Genomic DNA, 14,517 nt, shown 5'->3' on the forward strand with positions numbered 1-14,517 from the left:
GTCATGGGAAGGGGGCCCGGTGTGACCACCGGGCCCCCTTCCCATGAGCGCTATGAGCGCCATGAGAGCTACATGAGTGCCATGAGTACTGAGTACTAGAGGTACGGTCCGCCCGTGCGGCCGCCCGTGCGCGGATCCTCCAGACCCTCGCCGCCGACGCCCGGCGGGAGGGCGCGGCGCATCTGCTCCAGCTGGGCCCGCGCGGCCATCTGCTGGGCGAACAGCGTCGTCTGGATGCCGTGGAACAGGCCCTCCAGCCAGCCGACCAGCTGTGCCTGCGCGATCCGCAACTCCGAGTCGCTGGGGATCGCCTCGTCCAGGAAGGGCAGGGAGAGCCGCTCCAGCTCCTCGACGAGCTCCGGAGCCAGGCCGTCCTCCAGCTCCTTCACCGAACTGGCGTGGATCTCCTTGAGCCGGGCCCTGCTCGCCTCGTCGAGAGGTGCCGCCCGCACCTCCTCCAACAGCTGCTTGATCATGCTGCCGATGCGCATGACCTTCGCGGGCTGCTCCACCATCTCCGTCACGGGAACCTCGCGGGAGTCCTCGTCTCCACCGCCGCCGCCGAGTGCCATGCCGTCCTGGCCTACGACCAGGATCTGTGGATTCTCGGACGACCTGTCGTTCCTCGGCATCTCCATGCCGCCATTCTCTCGCACGCCTACACCTCATCACCGTGGTGCCCCCGGTAAAGGGTGATCCACCATTTACGTGGCGCGCCGTTCCCGGGATGCCTGGACGATCGCGGCGTGTGACGCTGGTGTCACGGCCCTTCGCCCTTCGCCCTTCGCAACGGGAAGGGGGCATCGACGTGGCTCCGTTCCTCACGGTTCGGTCGCTGACGGCCCTGACGCTTCTGGTCCCGGCGGTTCCGGCGGTCTCGGTCGTGACGGCACTGGTGCCTGAGGTGGGCGTCGCCCCTCACGCGTACGCCGCCTCCCCCACCCCACGCCCGGAATCGTCGCGCGCCGGGAGCCGCGCGGGCGAGGGGCGGGACCGGCCCGGGCGGATCGGTGTGGACGCCGAGCCCGGCGAGGTGGGGGCGGACGATCCGACGGACCCGACGGCCACGGACCCCGGAGCGGACACGGACACCGGCCGGACGCGGCCGGAGCCCGCTCGTCCGCCCACCGGCGACCCCGACGCAGACGCCGACCCCGACGCCCCGCGGGATTCGGGCGCCCCCGACAGCCCGCAGCCCGGTGTCGCCCAGCCCGGCACCGCCGAGGGCCCCGGGCTGCGCGTCCTTCCGCTCGGCGGCGGCCTGATCCTCATCGGCCTCGGCCTGGCACTGGCCTTCGTCGGCCTGCGCGTACGACGGCCGTGAGGCCCTGGCTGTCCTGGCCCTTCGGGCTGCCCCGAGCCGTCCAGTCCTACGGCGTGACCAGCAGCACCTTCCCGATGTGCCCGCTGTCCTCCAGAACCTGGTGGGCCGTCGGCGCGTCGCTCATCGGCACCTCGCGGTCGACGACCGGACGCACGTGACCGGCGGCGACGAGCGGCCACACGTGCTCGCGCACGGCCGCGACGATGGCCGCCTTCTCGCCGAGCGGGCGGGCGCGCAGCGTGGTCGCGCTGATCGCGGCGCGCTTGCTGAGGAGCACACCGATGTTCAGTTCGCTCTTGACGCCGCCCTGCATACCGATGATCGCGAGGCGGCCGTTGACGGCGAGGGCCTTCACGTTCCGTTCCAGGTACTTGGCGCCCATGATGTCGAGGATGACGTCCGCGCCCGCGCCGTCCGTCGCGCGCTTGATCTCCTCGACGAAGTCCTGCTCGCGGTAGTTGATCAGGATGTCCGCGCCCAGCTCGGCGCAGTGGTCCAGCTTCTCCTTGCTGCCCGCCGTGACGGCCACCTTCGCGCCGACCGCCTTCGCGAGCTGGATCGCCATCGTGCCGATACCGCTGGAGCCACCGTGCACGAGGAGGGTCTCCCCGGGTCGGAGGTGGGCGATCATGAAGACGTTCGACCAGACGGTGCAGGTCGCCTCGGGCAGCGCGGCCGCCTGGCGGACATCGAGGCCGTCCGGCACGGGAAGCACCTGACCGGCGGGGACGACGACCTTCTCCGCGTATCCGCCGCCCGAGAGCAGCGCGCACACCTCGTCGCCGACCGCCCACCCCGAGACGCCGGGGCCCAGCGCGGCGATCCGCCCGGAGCACTCCAGGCCGGGGTAGGGGGAGGCGCCGGGAGGCGGGTCGTAGAAGCCCTGCCGCTGGAGCAGGTCGGCGCGGTTCACCGCGCTCGCCGTGACCTCGACGAGCACTTCGCCCTCGCCGGGCTCCGGGTCCGGGACCTCGTCCCACACCAGGGCCTCGGGTCCACCGGGTTCGGGAATCGTGATCGCATACATGAGGGGGACGCTACTCCGCCGACCGCCCGCGTCCCAGGTCCGGGCCCGTGTGCATGCCGGGTTCCCCGTGCCCCGGCCCCTTTTCTCGCGGCGGCCGATGAGTTCCGCGGATCCGGACGGTCTCCCTTTGCAGAGCCCGGTGAACCGGGCCCCGTACGCGGAAGGACCCCGACATGAGCGCACAGACGTCCAGCCTCGCGATCGAGACCGCTGGTCTGGTGAAGACGTTCGGCGAGACCCGTGCCGTCGACGGCGTCGACCTCTCCGTGCCCACCGGCACGGTGTACGGCGTCCTCGGGCCGAACGGCGCCGGCAAGACGACCACCGTGAAGATGCTCGCCACCCTTCTGCGCCCTGACGACGGCGAGGCCCACGTCTTCGGCCACGACGTCGTACGGGAGGCCGACGAGGTACGGAGCAGGGTCAGCCTCACCGGCCAGTACGCGTCCGTGGACGAGGACCTGACCGGCACCGAGAACCTGGTGCTGCTCGGCCGTCTCCTCGGCCACGACAAGAAGGCCGCCCGCCGGCGCGGAGAGCAGCTCCTGGAGGCCTTCGGGCTGACCGACGCGGCGGGCAAGCAGGTCAAGAACTACTCGGGCGGCATGCGGCGCCGTATCGACATCGCCGCGTCCATCCTCAACACACCCGACCTGCTCTTCCTCGACGAGCCGACGACCGGGCTCGACCCCCGCAGCCGGAACCAGGTGTGGGACATCGTGCGCGCGGTGGTCGCCCAGGGCACGACCGTGCTGCTGACCACGCAGTACCTGGACGAGGCCGACCAGCTGGCGTCCCGGATCGCCGTCATCGACCGCGGCAAGGTGATCGCGGAGGGCACGAAGGGCGAGCTGAAGGCGTCCGTCGGGGCCGGTTCCGTGCATCTGCGGCTGCGTGACGCCGCACAGCGGCCGCAGGCGGAGAGCGTGCTGCGGCTCGCGCTCGACACGGACGTACAGCTGGAGCCCGATCCGGTGGCGCTGACGGCCCGCCTCAGCGGCACGAACAGCGACTCGGCGGCCGAGCAGGCCTCGCGCGCGCTCGCCGAACTGGCCCGCACCGGCATCACCGTGGACAACTTCTCGCTGGGCCAGCCCAGCCTGGACGAGGTGTTCCTCGCCCTCACCGGACACGACACCCACAAGCACGACACCCACAAGCACGAGACCCACAAGGACGAAGAGGTGGCGGCATGAGCACCGCGGCGACGACCGAGACCAAGGACCTCGCCCCCGTCAGCGCGGAGTCGCTCGCCGCGCTGCTCGTTTCCGGGGAGCGGCCGCCGCGCCCCAGCGCCCTGTCGGCCTCGCTGACGTTCGGCTGGCGGGCGATCCTCAAGATCAAGCACGTGCCGGAGCAGCTCTTCGACGTCACCGCCTTCCCGATCATGATGGTGCTGATGTACACGTACCTCTTCGGTGGCGCCCTGGCCGGTTCGCCGGGCGAGTACATCCAGTTCCTGCTGCCCGGCATCCTGGTGATGTCGGTCGTGATGATCACGATGTACACGGGTGTCTCGGTCAACACGGACATCGAGAAGGGTGTCTTCGACCGGTTCCGCTCGCTGCCGATCTGGCGGCCGTCGACGATGGTCGGCTATCTGCTGGGCGACGCCCTGCGCTACACGATCGCGTCCGTGGTGATGCTCGCCGTCGGCCTGATCCTGGGCTACCGCCCCGACGGCGGGATCGTGGGCGTGCTCACCGGGATCGCCCTGCTAGTCGTCTTCTCGTTCGCTTTCTCATGGATCTGGACGATGTTCGGCCTGATGCTGCGCACCGAGAAGTCCGTGATGGGCGTCAGCATGATGGTGATCTTCCCGCTGACCTTCCTGTCCAACGTCTTCGTCGACCCGACGACCATGCCGGGCTGGCTCCAGGCGTTCGTCAACAACAGCCCGATCACCCATCTGGCATCGGCGGTGCGGGAGTTGATGGCGGGCGACTGGCCGACCGCGGAAATCGCGTGGTCGCTGGGCTGGTCGGCACTGTTCGTGCTGGTCTTCGGCCCGATCACGATGCGGCTCTACAACCGCAAGTAGCCGTACGGCGTCGGGGGCTCCCACCGCTGGGTGCCCCCGCGCCGCGCGTCGTGGTCGGTCAGTCCTTGGGCAGTGGCCGTGTGTCGGGCGCGACCTTGGTGCTCGGAGTGGCCCGGACGATGGTGATGAGACGGTCCGTCAGCTGGAGTTCACCGACGGAAGGGTCGTCGTAGCCGAGCACCCGGTGCCCGCGCAGGACACTGACCACGAGGTCGTCGGTCTCCCGCACACGGCGTCCCACCTCGGCCTTTATGACCGGCCTTTCGACGATGTCCAGCCCGCTGCCCTGATGGATGAGGTCCTCCATCACCATGCCCGCGGCCGGGCTGAGCACGGAGAGCCCGAGCAGTCGTCCGGCCGCGCTGGCGCTGGTGATGACGACGTCGGCACCGGACTGCTTCAGCAGCGGAGCGTTCTCCTCTTCCCGTACGGCGACCACGATCTTCGCCGGGCGGTTGAGCTGCCGGGCCGTGAGCACGACGAGGACCGCGGTGTCGTCCCGTTGGGTGGCGACGATGATCTGCCGCGCCCTTTGCACCTCGGCCCGCAGCAGCACATCACTGCGGGTGGCATCCCCCACGACCCCCGCGTACCCGTCGGCCGCCGCCGCGTCGATCACCTTGGAGCTGGGGTCGACGACGACGACCTGCTCCTTCTTCAGCCCCTGTGCGCAGACGGTCTGGATGGCCGACCGTCCCTTCGTCCCGAAGCCGACAACAACGGTGTGATCCCTCAAGGCCGCCCTCCAGCGGTTCTGTCGCCATTCCTCACGTGTGCGCTCCGTGAGGACCTCGAGCGTGGTACCGACCAGGATGATCAGGAACAGCACGCGCAGAGGTGTGATCACGAAGATGTTGGTGAGCCGGGCGGCGTCACTGACCGGGGTGATGTCGCCGTAACCGGTCGTGGAGAGCGTGACCGTCGCGTAGTAGAAGGAGTCGAGGAGGTCGACACCGCCGTCGGAGTTGTCCTTGTAGCCGTCGTGGTCGGCGTAGACGATGAACGCGGTCGCGACCAGTACGAGCAGGGCCATCGCCAGCCGCTTGCCGACCTGCCGTATCGGGCGCTCTATGGCCCGTTTCGGGAGCTTCACTCGATGGGTCACGAGACGCTCGTCCGCCTGACGAGCGATCACGTCCTGGCCCGGAAGTTTCACGTGAAACGCTCCCCGATCCCCGATCCGGTCTCCACAGTCCCCGATACGGGCTTCATGGTTCCCGATCCGGTCTCCACGATCCTGCACATGCTCTGTTTCACGTGAAACACACCTGGATCCCCGCGGTCGCCCACGGCAGATCGAGAAGCTCCAGCTCCTGTCCGGGACGGCCACCACCCGGCGGTACGACGGCCAGGGCGTCGGCGGCGGCGATACCGCGCAGCATGGCCGGACCGTTGTAGTGCAGCGGCAGGGCCTGGTCGGCGCGGAGGGCGACCGGGACGAGCCGGGTGTCGCGCGGATGTCCGTGCACGGCGTCCTGGAGGGGCAGCGCATACGGCTCCGGGGCGGAACGTCCCGCGAGGGTCCGCAGCAGGGGCTCGGCAAGGGTGAGCAGCCCGGAGACGGCCGCCAGGGGGTTGCCGGGGAGCCCGACGAGGTGCTGGTTGTCCCGCGTCCGGGCCAGCAGCATCGGGTGACCCGGACGGACCTGGACGCCGTCCACGAGGAGTTCGGCGCCCAGGCGGCGCAGCGTGGGGTGGACGTGGTCTACAGGGCCCGAGGCGGTGCCGCCCGTGGTGACGATCAGGTCGGCGGGGGAGCTCTTCAAGGCTTCGTACAGGGCATCGGCGTCGTCCCGGATCCTGCGGACGGTCAGGACCTCGGCGCCGAGCGCCCGCAGCCAGGGCGGCAGCATGGGGCCGAGTGCGTCCCGGATCAGCCCGTCGTGCGGGCGGCCTTCGGTGAGCAACTCGTCACCGAGGACCAGGACCTCGGCCTGAGGGCGACGGATGACGGAGACCGTGTCGTACCCGGCGGCCGCTGCCAGCCCGAGCACGGCCGGGGTGATCAACGTGCCGAGTGGCAGGAGCTGGTCGCCGCTGCGGCACTCCTGGCCGCGCGGCCGGATGTCCTGCCCGGGGACGACCTCACGGGTCGGGTGCAGCCGGTCGCCCTCGTCGGTGTGGCCGTGTTCGCTGCGCAGGACGGCCGTGGTGTCCGGCGGGACCCGGGCGCCGGTGGCGATACGGACGGCCTCGCCGTCGGTGAGGGGCTCGGGGCGCGCGTGCCCGGCCAGCACCCCGTGCGCACGTACCTTCCAGGGGCCGGGGCCCGCGACCGCCCAGCCGTCCATCGCGGAGGTGTCGAAGGACGGAAGGTCGGTGAGTGCCGTGAGAGGGGCGGCGAGGACCAGACCGAGGGCGTCGTCGAGGGTGACGGAGACCGGGGTGCGGCGCCGGACCGAGCGGGCGGCGCGCTCGGCGCGGGCCCGTGCCTCCGGCCAGGGCGTTCCGCTGTGGCGGCTGTCCTTGGCGGAGTGCGACGCCTGGCCGCCGGAATGCGATGCCTGACCGGAGTGCCGTCCCTGGGCCGCGGGTGTGGAGGGGGATGGCGGGTCGGCCGGTGACGGGGTAGAGGGCGTACCGGAAGGACGCCCGCCCCTGTCGTTGACCATGGCCAGCGTCTCCTCCACGTCGAGTTCCTCGGCGTCCTGGTCGGTCATCCGGCGTCCGGCCCGGCGTCGGGCGTGTTCTCGTCCGCCCAGCGGAGGGCCAGGGCAGCGGCCTTGCGGGCGGCCTCGGCGACCGCCTCAGGGCCTCCCTCGGCGCGGGCCGCGGCGTACCCGACGAGGAACGTGGTCAGCGGCGCGGCGGGCCTGGCTACTCCGTGCGCGGCGTCGCGGGCGAGGTCGAGCAGGGCGCCCGTGTCGACATCGAGGTCGATACCCAGTTCGTCCTTGACTGCGGAAATCCATTCATCCAACACGTGCCCATGCTCCCTGATACGTTCCCGGGCGGCGGCGATGTCCTCCCAGGTGTCGCAGTCGAACGACGCGACGGGGTCGGCGATGCGGGTGAGTTCGAGCGCGCCGGTGAGCCGCCGCAGGGGCAGCCCGGCGAGACCGCCGTACTCGGCCGTGAGCGCGGTGAGTTCGCGCCGCAGGGCGGCGGCCCGGTACGCGGCGACGAGAGGCTGGTCACGGCCGTCGGGATCGGTGACCAGCACGCCCTCGCCACCATGCGCGCCCAGGGCGTCCACCAGCCGCCGTACCGTCGTCTCCTCCAGGAACGGCAGATCGGCGGAGAGCACGACGACGTACGGCGCGGTGGTGTGGTGGAGGCCGGCCTCCAGCGCGGCGAGCGGGCCGCCGCCGGGCGGGTCCTCGCGGGCCCACGTCACGGGCCGTGCGGTCGTACGGGGATCAGCCACGACCACCGTGGTACCGCCACCGGCGCACGCGGTCAGCACCCGGTCGAGCAGCGCCCGGCCGCCCACGCTCACCCCGGGCTTGTCCGCGCCGCCGAGCCGCCGGGCGGCGCCCCCGGCGAGTACGACGACGTCGTACGCGGTCCGCGTGGCGCCGTACGCGTCGGCGGCGGCACCGTACGCGTGGTCGGCGGCGCCGGTCTGCGGCCGGCCAGGAGGGTCGTAGGCGGTCACCCCCCGAGTATGCGTGCCACGGCGATCACAGGGAACGCAGGAGCACCGCCGGCTGTTCGACGCAGTCCGCCACGTACCGCAGGAAACCGCCCGCCGTGCCGCCGTCGCACACCCGGTGATCGAAGGTGAGCGAGAGCTGCACGACCTGCCGCACCGCCAGTTCGTCCTGGTGGACCCAGGGCTTGGGGACGATGCGGCCGACGCCGAGCATGGCGGCCTCGGGGTGGTTGATGATCGGCGTGGAGCCGTCGACGCCGAACACGCCGTAGTTGTTCAGGGTGAAGGTCCCGCCGGTGAGTTCGGCGGGGGTGAGGGTCCCGGCGCGCGCCGTCTCGGTCAGCCGCGCGAACTCGGCGGTGAGCGACTCCGCGTCCCGCTCGTGCGCGTCCCGGACGACGGGGACGACGAGCCCCCTCTCGGTCTGCGCGGCGAAGCCGAGGTGCACCCGGTCGAGGCGGACGATCTCCCGGGCCTCCATGTCGACGGTGGAGTTGAGCTCGGGGAAACGGGCGAGGGCCGCGGTGCAGATCCGCGCCAGCAGGGCGAGCAGCGAGATCCTGGGCCCGTCCGTGGAGTTCATGGCGGCGCGCGCCTTCATCAGCTCCGTCGCGTCCGCGTCCACCCAGCAGGTCGCCTCGGGGATCTCGCGGCGGCTGCGGGAGAGCTTGTCGGCGACGGCCCCGCGCACGCCGCGCAGGGGGATACGGGTGCCGGTGCCGGCACTCTCCGCGCGCGGGGGCGCCGAGAGAGCGCTCCGGGCCGGCGCTGCCGGCATTGCCGGCGTCTCCGTCGGCGGAGCGGAGGTGGCCGCCGCCCGCAGTGCGTACTCCACGTCTGCCCGCAGGATCAGTCTCTCGGGCCCGGAACCGGCCAGTTCCCGCAGGTCCAGCCCGTTGTCCCGGGCGAGCCGGCGCACGAGCGGTGAGATGACCGGGACGGGGCCGTCAGGGCGCTTCGAGGGCGTCGCGGGCGGTGCGGCCGGTGCGGCCGGTGCGGCCGACACGACCTCGGCGGCAGAAGGCGAGAGGGAAGAAGGCGAGAGGGAAGAAGGCGAGAGGGAAGAAGGCGCGGACGCAGCACGCCCCGCCCCACCCGGCACGGCTCCGCTCGCGGGCCGCACCCTCCTGCGCCGCGCCGGGGGCGCCCCCGTGCCGTACCCCACCAGCACGTTGCCGGAGCCCTGGTCGTCCCCGGCGGGCGCCCCCACGGCCACGGTCAGCAGTGGTGCCCCCACGGGCAGTTCCGTGCCCTCGTCGCCGAAGCGGGCGGTCACCACGCCCCCGTACGGGCACGGCACCTCGACCATGGCCTTGGCCGTCTCGACCTCCACGACCGGCTGGTCGACGGCGACGACGTCCCCGACCCGCACCAGCCAGCGGACGATCTCCGCCTCGGTCAGCCCCTCACCGAGGTCGGGCAGCCTGAACTCCAGCACCTGGGCCATCAGCTCTCCGCCTCCCACTGCAGGCGCCCCACGGCGTCCAGGACCCGGTCGACACCGGGCAGGTGGTGCCGCTCCAGCATCGGCGGCGGATACGGGATGTCGAACCCGGCGACCCGCAGCACCGGCGCCTCCAGGTGGTGGAAGCAGCGCTCCGTGACACGGGCCGCGATCTCGCCGCCCGGGCCGCCGTAGCCACCGGCCTCGTGGACGACCACGGCGCGCCCGGTGCGCCGTACCGACGCGGCCACCGTGTCGTCGTCGAAGGGCACCAGGGAGCGCAGGTCGACGACTTCGAGGTCCCAGCCCTCGGCCGTCGCCGCCTCGGCCGCCTCCAGACAGACGGGCACGGACGGGCCGTACGTGATCAGCGTGGCGCTGCCGCCCGGGCGCCGCACCACCGCGCGGCCGATGGGCTCGACGGCCTGTGGTTCCTCCGGGTTCCAGGAGTCCTTCGACCAGTACAGCCGCTTGGGCTCCAGGAAGACGACGGGGTCGTCGGACGCGATGGACGCGCGCAGCAGCCCGTATGCGTCGGCGACCGTCGCGGGCGTGACGACATGGAGCCCCGGAGTCGCCATGTAGTACGCCTCGGAGGAGTCGCTGTGGTGCTCGACGCCGCCGATGCCTCCCCCGTAGGGGACACGGATCGTGATCGGCAGCGGCATCGCGCCCCGCGTACGGTTGCGCATGCGCGCGACGTGGCTGATCAGCTGCTCGAACGCCGGGTAGGCGAACGCGTCGAACTGCATCTCCACGACCGGCCTGAGGCCGTACATCGCCATGCCGACGGCCGTCCCGAGGATGCCCGCCTCGGCGAGCGGCGTGTCCGTGCAGCGGTCCTCGCCGAACTCCTTGGCGAGGCCGTCGGTGACCCGGAAGACGCCACCCAGCGTGCCGACGTCCTCGCCCATGACGTGGACCGTGGGGTCGGCTGCCATGGCGTCCCTCATCGCGCGCGTGAGGGCCTGCGCCATGGTGGCGGGTTTGAGGGCGACGGTGGTCATCGGCCCGTTCCTTCCGCGTCCGCCGCGGCGTCGAGCTCGGCCGTCAACTGGGCTTGCTGCTCGCGCAGTTGCGGTGTGGGCTCGGCATACACATGGGCGAACAGGTCCATGGGGTCGAGCACCGGGTCCTGGTTCATGCGCTCGCGCAGGTCGGCCGCCATGGCCTCGGCGGCGTCGCGGGCGGCCCGGATGCCGTCGTCGTCGATGAGACCGCGCTCGGTCAACTCGTGCTCCAGGAGCGCGATCGGGTCGTGTGCGCGCCAGGTCTCGACCTCGGTGTCGGCGCGGTAGCGGGTGGCGTCGTCGGCGTTCGTGTGGGCGTCGATGCGGTACGTCACCGCCTCGACCAGCGTGGGACCGCCGCCCGCGCGCGCGTGGGCCACGGCGTCGCGGAGCACCTCGTGCACGGCCGCCGCGTCGTTGCCGTCGACCAGGCGGCCCGGCATCCCGTAGCCCACGGCCTTGTGGGCCAGCGACGGGGCAGCGGTCTGCTTGGCGAGCGGGACGGAGATCGCGAAGCCGTTGTTCTGGACGAGGAAGACGACCGGGGCCTGCCACACGGCGGCGAAGTTCAGCGCCTCGTGGAAGTCGCCCTCGCTGGTGCCGCCGTCACCGACCAGGGCGAGCGCGACCACGTCGTCCCCCTTGAGGCGGGCGGCGTGTGCGAGGCCCACGGCATGCGGGAGCTGGGTCGCCAGAGGGGTGCACAGGGGGGCCACGCGGTGCTCGTGGGGGTCGTACCCGGTGTGCCAGTCGCCGCGCAGCAGCGTGAGCGCCTGGACGGGGTCGAGGCCGCGCGCCACGGCGGCGAGGGTGTCCCGGTAGCTGGGGAACAGCCAGTCGCGCTCCTCGAGCACGAGGGCCGCGGCCACCTCACAGGCCTCCTGGCCGGTGCTGGCGGGGTAGACGGCGAGCCGGCCCTGCTTGGTGAGCGCCGTGGCCTGCGCGTTGTACCTGCGGCCGCGCACCAGCTCCGCGTAGAGCCGTCGCAGCAGCGCGGGATCGGCCTTGGCGGCCGCCTCGGTGCCCAGGACGCGGTACGGCAGCGCGTCGGGCAGCAGCGGCGCGGGGTCCGTGCGGGGCTGCCAGGCGGGCGGTGGTGTCGGCCGGTACGCGCCCCGCTGCTCCATGACCGTCATACGGCACCTCCTCGTGGGAGTGGCTCCGGGCACGCCACGGCTGTGACGGGCCTCACCTACCGATTGTTCGGTCGACGGCACATTTTGGCTACAGGCACCGTGAGGCTGTGGACAAACGGTTCTCCACAGCCTGAGATGTACGCAGTACGTCCATGGTAGAGAGGTGGGGAGACGTGGCACCTGAACAAATGGCCGAGCCGGAGGAGCACGGCCCCTCGTTGCCACCCCCTCGCCCGCTGGACGCCATTGATCAGGACATCCTGCGGATGCTTCAGGCGGACGGCCGCGCCTCGATACGTTCCGTAGCCGAACGGGTCCACGTCTCCCGCGCCAACGCCTACGCCCGTATCAACCGACTCCTCGAGGACGGCGTGATACGCGGCTTCGGGGCGCGCGTGAACCACGAGCGCGCCGGCCAGGGCACCTCGGCCTACATCACCCTCAAGATCGTGCAGAACTCCTGGCGCACGGTCCGGGAACAGCTCAGAGAGCTGCCCGGTGCCTCCCACATCGCCCTGGTGGGTGGAGACTTCGACGTCCTGCTGCTGGTGCACACCCCGGACAACCGCGCCCTGCGCGAGCTGGTGCTCACCCGCCTCCAGGCCATCCCGGAGGTCCTCAGCTCGCGGACGCTGCTGGTGTTCGAGGAGGAGGACCTGGAACCGCAGGGCTGACCCAGAGGCCCGTCGGCAGCCCTCTGGTACCGCCGACAGCAGCCCTCTAGTCCTTGCGCAGCCCTGCGAACACCAACTGCACCACCGCGTCGGCCACTTCCCGCTCGCCCATGCCCCGCCCGTCCGGGCGGTACCACTCCACCACCGAGTTGATCATCCCGAAGACGAGCCGGGTGGCCAGCCGGACCTCTATGTCGCCGCGCACGTCCCCGTCGGCGGCCGCCGCCTTGAGCAGCTCGGCGACCCGGTGGTCGAAGTCGCGGCGCCGCTCCAGGGCCCACCGTTCCGTGTCCGTGTTGCCGCGCACGCGCAGCAGCAGCGTCACGTACGGCAGTTCGGCGGTGAGCACCTCGACCATGCGCCGTACGACGTACTCCAGGCGCTCCACGGCACGCCCCTCGCGCGCGTGCTCCTCGTCGAGGATCGTGAAGAGGCCGTCGAGCGCCCGGCTGACGGCACGCCGCAGCAGCTCCTCCTTGCCCGCGACGTGGTGGTATATCGACGACTTGGAGATACCGGCCGCCTTGGAGAGGTGCTCCATGGAGGTGCCGTCGTAGCCGCGTTCGTTGAAGACCCGGACGGCGACGGAGAGCAGCGTGTCCGGGGTGTACGTGTCGCGCTTGGCCGTGGTCATGAGGTGGTGCCCTCCCGCTTGTCGGAGGCGTACGCGTGGCGGTAGAGCGCGAGGGACGGCGCGTAGCGGCCCGACGGGTCGCGCAGGTGCAGGTCGTCGAGGACGGAGTACGCCCAGTTGCGGCCGAGCCTGCGGCTCCATTCGAAGGGCCCCAGGGGGTAGTTGACGCCGAGGCGCATCGCCGTGTCGATGTCCTCCTCGGTGGCCACACCCTTGGCGACGGCGTCGTGCGCGAGGTCGACGACGCGGGCCACCGTACGGGCGACGATCATGCCGGGCACGTCCCCGATGACGCTGACGTCCTTGCCGAGCGCCTGGAAGAGCCCGATGGCCTCGGAGAGGGTCCCCGGCGAGGTGTCCTGGGAGGCGGACAGGGCGATGCGGGTGGCCTTGCGATAGTCGAGCGCCAGGTCGAAGTACACGACGTCCCGGAACTCCACGGAGGTCTGGCCGTCCGCGAGGACCAGCTGGCCGCCGCTCGGCAGGATGAACCGGGTGCCGTGGTCCTCCTCGTCCTCACGGACGGGGATGCCCGCCTCACGGACCAGCGCGAGCAGCTCGGACGCGGGGCCCAGGTCGCCCTCGGCGACGACGTACGCGGGCGCCTGGGCCTTCTCCGCGGTGTGCGGCTCGGGGCGCTCGGCGTCGTCCCCGTAGTCGTACCAGCCGTGTCCGCTCTTGCGGCCGTGCCGGCCCGACTCGACGAGCCGCCGCTGGGCCAGCGAGGGGGCGAAGCGCACGTCCTGGAAGAAGGCCTGCCACACGGAGTGTGTGACGGACTCGTTGACGTCCTGCCCGATCAGGTCGGTCAGTTCGAAGGCGCCCATCCTGAAGCCGCCGCACTCGCGCAGGACCGCGTCGATGGTGGCGGGGTCGGCGGCCTGGGCCTCGTAGACCGCGAAGGCCTCGGCGTAGAAGGGCCGTGCGATGCGGTTGACGATGAAGCCGGGCGTGTCCGCGCAGGCCACCGGCGTCTTGCCCCACGCGCGGGCCATCTCGTACGCGCGCGTGGCCGACGTGACGTCGGTGGCGAACCCGGAGACGACCTCCACCAGCGGCAGCAGGGGCGCCGGGTTGAAGAAGTGCAGGCCCACGAAGCGGCCTGCGTTGCGCAGGGCTCCGCCGATGGCCGTGACGGACAGGGACGAGGTGTTGGTGGCGAGCAGGCAGTCCTCGTCGACGACGTCCTCCAGCGCGCGGAACAGCTCCTGCTTGACGTCGAGCCGTTCGAGCACCGCCTCGACGACGAGCGAGCAGTCCGCGAGTTCGGCGAGGCTCTCCGCCGGGAGCAGCCTGCCCCGTGCGGCGTCCCGGTCGGCTGCGGTGAGCCGCTCCTTCTCGACGAGCCGGTCGAGGCGGGCGCCGATCGCCGCCGCCGCGTCCCGGGCCCGCCCGGGGACGGCGTCGTACAGCCGCACGGAGTGGCCCGCGACCAAGGCGACCTGGGCTATGCCCTGGCCCATGGTGCCGGTACCGACGACGGCCACGGGGCTGCTGAGGTCGAGTGCTGTCATGTGCGCGATCCTCCCGCACGGGGTTGTCCACAGATGCGGCGGTCCCCCTTGTCCCGACCGATCGTTCGGTTACTCTAACTCTGTCAGCACGTTTCTGCCCAGGTGTCCGCCTGTTTCT

The 14,517-nt window shown here is 71.7% G+C and carries 14 protein-coding genes; 4 read left to right on the forward strand and 10 right to left on the reverse strand.

The features are described 5' to 3' along the window. Positions 1-95: 95 nt before the first annotated feature. Positions 96-638: a bacterial proteasome activator family protein gene (locus AB0959_RS37470; protein ID WP_366831233.1), complete on the reverse strand. Its 543-nt coding sequence runs from the start codon at positions 636-638 to the stop codon at positions 96-98. A 170-nt stretch (positions 639-808) separates the two neighbouring features. Between AB0959_RS37470 and AB0959_RS37475 the strand changes: the two genes are divergently transcribed. Then, a complete protein-coding gene (locus tag AB0959_RS37475) occupies positions 809-1,324 on the forward strand; it encodes a hypothetical protein (protein WP_366831234.1) in 516 nt (171 codons plus the stop codon). A 46-nt stretch (positions 1,325-1,370) separates the two neighbouring features. Here the strand turns inward: AB0959_RS37475 and AB0959_RS37480 are convergent, their stop codons facing one another. Then, on the reverse strand, positions 1,371-2,351 hold the full coding sequence (locus AB0959_RS37480) for an NAD(P)H-quinone oxidoreductase (protein ID WP_366831235.1): 981 nt from the start codon (positions 2,349-2,351) through the stop codon (positions 1,371-1,373). Between the two features lie 173 nt (positions 2,352-2,524). Here AB0959_RS37480 and AB0959_RS37485 point away from each other — a divergent pair, with 173 nt between their 5' ends. Together AB0959_RS37485 and AB0959_RS37490 are read left to right on the forward strand one after the other, a co-directional pair. Continuing rightward, entirely contained in the window at positions 2,525-3,547 is a 1,023-nt protein-coding gene (locus tag AB0959_RS37485) for an ATP-binding cassette domain-containing protein (protein WP_366831236.1), read from the forward strand. Further along, positions 3,544-4,392, forward strand: coding sequence for an ABC transporter permease (locus AB0959_RS37490; RefSeq protein WP_366831237.1), 849 nt, complete (start codon positions 3,544-3,546; stop codon positions 4,390-4,392). The genes AB0959_RS37485 and AB0959_RS37490 overlap by 4 nt, the downstream gene beginning before the upstream one ends. Positions 4,393-4,450: 58 nt before the next feature. Here the strand turns inward: AB0959_RS37490 and AB0959_RS37495 are convergent, their stop codons facing one another. The 6 genes from AB0959_RS37495 to pdhA all read right to left on the reverse strand — a co-directional run bounded on the left by AB0959_RS37495 (position 4,451) and on the right by pdhA (position 11,577). Further along, the gene (locus AB0959_RS37495; RefSeq protein ID WP_366831238.1) at positions 4,451-5,548 is read right to left on the reverse strand and encodes a potassium channel family protein; all 1,098 of its coding nucleotides are present in this window, start codon (positions 5,546-5,548) and stop codon (positions 4,451-4,453) included. A gap of 97 nt (positions 5,549-5,645) precedes the next feature. Continuing rightward, complete coding sequence (locus AB0959_RS37500; protein ID WP_366831239.1) at positions 5,646-7,052, reverse strand: molybdopterin molybdotransferase MoeA; 1,407 nt, start codon at positions 7,050-7,052, stop codon at positions 5,646-5,648. Further along, positions 7,049-7,990 carry an NTP transferase domain-containing protein gene (locus AB0959_RS37505; protein WP_366831240.1) on the reverse strand — a complete coding sequence of 314 codons (942 nt, stop codon included), beginning with the start codon at positions 7,988-7,990 and terminating at the stop codon, positions 7,049-7,051. The genes AB0959_RS37500 and AB0959_RS37505 overlap by 4 nt, the downstream gene beginning before the upstream one ends. A gap of 25 nt (positions 7,991-8,015) precedes the next feature. Continuing rightward, positions 8,016-9,434 (reverse strand): dihydrolipoamide acetyltransferase family protein, encoded by a 1,419-nt coding sequence (locus AB0959_RS37510; RefSeq protein WP_366831241.1) that lies wholly within the window; start codon positions 9,432-9,434, stop codon positions 8,016-8,018. After that, positions 9,434-10,438 carry an alpha-ketoacid dehydrogenase subunit beta gene (locus AB0959_RS37515; protein ID WP_366831242.1) on the reverse strand — a complete coding sequence of 335 codons (1,005 nt, stop codon included), beginning with the start codon at positions 10,436-10,438 and terminating at the stop codon, positions 9,434-9,436. Before AB0959_RS37515 ends, AB0959_RS37510 begins: the two co-directional genes overlap by 1 nt. Beyond that, positions 10,435-11,577 carry a pyruvate dehydrogenase (acetyl-transferring) E1 component subunit alpha gene (gene pdhA, locus AB0959_RS37520; RefSeq protein ID WP_366831243.1) on the reverse strand — a complete coding sequence of 381 codons (1,143 nt, stop codon included), beginning with the start codon at positions 11,575-11,577 and terminating at the stop codon, positions 10,435-10,437. Before pdhA ends, AB0959_RS37515 begins: the two co-directional genes overlap by 4 nt. A 188-nt stretch (positions 11,578-11,765) precedes the next feature. On the opposite strand from pdhA, the gene AB0959_RS37525 reads away from it, so the two are divergent. After that, positions 11,766-12,251, forward strand: coding sequence for an Lrp/AsnC family transcriptional regulator (locus tag AB0959_RS37525; protein ID WP_366831262.1), 486 nt, complete (start codon positions 11,766-11,768; stop codon positions 12,249-12,251). Between the two features lie 46 nt (positions 12,252-12,297). Here the strand turns inward: AB0959_RS37525 and AB0959_RS37530 are convergent, their stop codons facing one another. After that, the gene (locus tag AB0959_RS37530) at positions 12,298-12,885 is read right to left on the reverse strand and encodes a TetR/AcrR family transcriptional regulator (protein ID WP_366831244.1); all 588 of its coding nucleotides are present in this window, start codon (positions 12,883-12,885) and stop codon (positions 12,298-12,300) included. After that, positions 12,882-14,399, reverse strand: coding sequence for a 3-hydroxyacyl-CoA dehydrogenase (locus AB0959_RS37535; protein ID WP_366831245.1), 1,518 nt, complete (start codon positions 14,397-14,399; stop codon positions 12,882-12,884). The genes AB0959_RS37530 and AB0959_RS37535 overlap by 4 nt, the downstream gene beginning before the upstream one ends. Positions 14,400-14,517: the final 118 nt, after the last annotated feature.

The sequence above is a fragment of the Streptomyces sp. NPDC046862 genome, from assembly GCF_040704615.1.
Lineage (GTDB): Bacteria > Actinomycetota > Actinomycetes > Streptomycetales > Streptomycetaceae > Streptomyces.